The organism is Bradyrhizobium sp., assembly GCF_019244115.1.
Classification (GTDB): Bacteria; Pseudomonadota; Alphaproteobacteria; order Rhizobiales; family Xanthobacteraceae; genus Bradyrhizobium.
This window is the reverse complement of record NZ_JAFATE010000865.1, coordinates 1-2,835: the sequence shown is the minus strand read 5'-3', so window position 1 is coordinate 2,835 and position 2,835 is coordinate 1. Positions and strand designations below refer to the sequence as shown.

Annotated in this window: 2 protein-coding genes; both read right to left on the bottom strand. The window is 66.7% G+C overall.

Annotation, left to right across the window (positions count from 1 at the left end):
• Positions 1–194 (bottom strand): ribosome-binding factor A (locus tag JOZ76_RS36435; RefSeq protein WP_291706209.1); only part of this gene is annotated, 194 nt, incomplete at its 3' end.
• A 182-nt stretch (positions 195–376) separates the two neighbouring features.
• Positions 377–2,835 (bottom strand): translation initiation factor IF-2 (gene infB, locus JOZ76_RS36430; RefSeq protein WP_291706208.1); only part of this gene is annotated, 2,459 nt, incomplete at its 5' end.

Sequence of the window (2,835 nt, the reverse complement as noted above, 5' to 3'; positions counted from 1 at the left end):
ACATAAATCGTTGCAAGCTTCAGATCCGGCGACATCCGAACTTCCGGCACAGTAATGGTGTGGCCTTCCAGTTCCGGGTCGTGCACGTCACCGTGGATAAGAATGTCGGCAACAGCGTGGCGCACCGCTTCGCCGACCCGCAGCTGGCGCTGCGATCCGCCCGCTGCGGAAGCTCTTTTGTGCTGACGAGACATGGTCTTCTCTCAAATCGTCGCTCGCCGGAGTTATCCCGGCTATTCACATGCTAGGCCATTTCGAAGTGAAAGACTTGGATGCCCGCGACGTCAGCGCGAAGACTTGACTCGCGCTTTGCCGCGGGCATGACGACGTCGTTTCAGTTCACTAAAAGCCGCAGCACGCGCTCTAAGATTTGGACTTAGAGCGAGCGCTGGATGGTTTCGACGCGGTAGCATTCGATCACGTCGCCGACACGCATGTCGCCGTAGTTCTCGAACGCCATGCCGCATTCCTGGCCGGCCTGGACTTCCTTCACTTCGTCCTTGAAGCGTTTCAGCGTCGACAGCTTGCCTTCGTGCACCACGACGTTGTCGCGGATCAGCCGCACATTGGCGCCGCGCTCCACGGTGCCGTCGGTGACGCGGCAGCCCGCGACCTTGCCGACTTTGGAGATGTTGAACACTTCCAGGATCTGCGCATTGCCGAGCATGGTCTCGCGCAAGGTCGGCGCAAGCAGGCCGCTCATCGCCTTCTTCACGTCATCCACGAGATCGTAGATGATGTTGTAGTAGCGGATCTCGATGCCGTTGCGCTTGGCGGCGGCGGCCGCCTCCTTGTTGGCGCGCACCGAGAAGCCGATGATGGCGGCGCCAAAGCCTTCGGCGAGCGTCACGTCGGATTCCGAGATGCCGCCGACGCCGGCATGCAGGATCCGGGCGGCGACCTCTTCGGTGCCGAGCTTTTCCAGCGAGCCCAAAATCGCTTCCAGCGAGCCCTGCACGTCGGCCTTGACGATCAGCGGGAACTCCTTGCGGCCCGCGGTCTTGAGCTGCGACATCATCTGCTCGAGCGAGCCGCGCATGCCGGAGATCGAGGCGGCGGCATTCTCGCGCTTCTGATGGGCGCGGTAGCTGGTGATCTGACGGGCGCGCGCTTCGTTCTCGACCACGGCGAGGCGGTCGCCGGCTTCCGGCGGGCCGTTGAAGCCGAGCACCTCGACCGGCACCGAGGGACCGGCCTCCATCAGCGTCTCGCCCTGATCCGAGATCAGCGCGCGGACGCGGCCCATCTCGGCGCCGGCGACGATGATATCGCCGACATGCAGCGTTCCGCGCTGCACCAGCACGGTGGCTACCGGACCGCGGCCCCGATCGAGCTTGGCTTCGATCACGGTGCCTTCGGCCGGGCGGTGCGAATTGGTCTTCAGGTCGAGGAGTTCGGCCTGCAGCACGATCATTTCCAGCAGGCGATCGAGATTGGTCTTGTTCTTGGCCGAAACCTCGACGTCGACGACGTCGCCGCCGAGCGATTCCACCTGCACTTCGTACTGCAGCAGTTCGGTACGAACCCGCTCCGGCCGTGCGTCCGGCTTGTCGATCTTGTTGATCGCGACGATCATCGGCACCTTGGCCGCCTTGGCATGGTTGATGGCCTCGACCGTCTGCGGCATCACGCCGTCATCGGCCGCAACCACCAGGATCACGATGTCGGTGACCTTGGCGCCGCGCGCGCGCATCGCGGTGAACGCGGCGTGGCCGGGCGTGTCGATGAACGTGATCTTCTTGCCGCTGTCCGGCGCGGTCACCTGATAGGCGCCGATATGCTGGGTGATGCCGCCGGCTTCACCGGAGACCACGTTGGCATGGCGCAGCGCGTCCAGCAGCGAGGTCTTGCCGTGGTCGACATGGCCCATCACGGTCACGACCGGCGAGCGTGCTTCGGTGTCGGTGGAATCATCGACCACATCGAACAGGCCTTCCTCGACGTCGGACGCGGCCACGCGTTTCACGGTATGGCCCAGTTCCTCGGCGATCAGCTGGGCGGTGTCGGCATCGATCACGTCGGTGATCTTGTGCATCGCGCCCTGCCGCATCAGCAGCCGGATCACGTCGACCGCGCGCTCGGACATGCGGTTGGCGAGTTCCTGGATCGTAATGGCTTCGGGAATAATCACTTCGCGGACCAGCTTTTCCTTGGCCTCGTTGGAGGCGTGACCCTTCAGGCGCTGGGTGCGGCGGCGGAACGAGGCGATCGAGCGCTCGCGCACGTCGTCGGCGTTGAGCGCGGTCACGACCGTCAGGCGGCCGCGCTGCTTCTGCGGCGCCGGCTTGTGGGTGGTCTTGATGGGCGCCGGACGCACGGCGCCGCCGGGCCCGCGACGGACCTGGCGCGGACCCTCGTCCTCGTCGGCTTCGGCGGCGACGGCCGGTGGGCGGCCTGCCGGGGCTGCGGTGGCGGCGCGTGCCGTCGTTGTCGCGGGTGTGCGGGCTTGCGCCGGCGTGCGGGCTTGCGCCGGCGCCGCGGCGAGAGCAGGTGCGGCCGCAGGTCGCGCTTCGCCTTCGCCAAAACGCTTTTTCGCCTCGAGTTCGGCCTTGCGTCTGGCCTCTTCGTCGGCGCGATGACGGTCATCTTCGGCCTTGCGGCGCGCTTCCGCGGCTTCCCGTTCGGCCTTTTCGGCGGTCTCACGGGCGATGCGGCGCCTGGCTTCCTCTTCTGCGAGGCGACGCTCTTCGATGTCGCGCAGGCGGGCGTCGGCGAGCGCGCTGGCGCGGGCCGAACGCTCGTCCTCGGTCAGGGTCGGCAGCACGACCCCGGAGCGGTTGCGCGGGGCGGCGGCTGGCGGGGGGCTCGCGGCCGGCCGGGCGCTGCCGGCGGGAG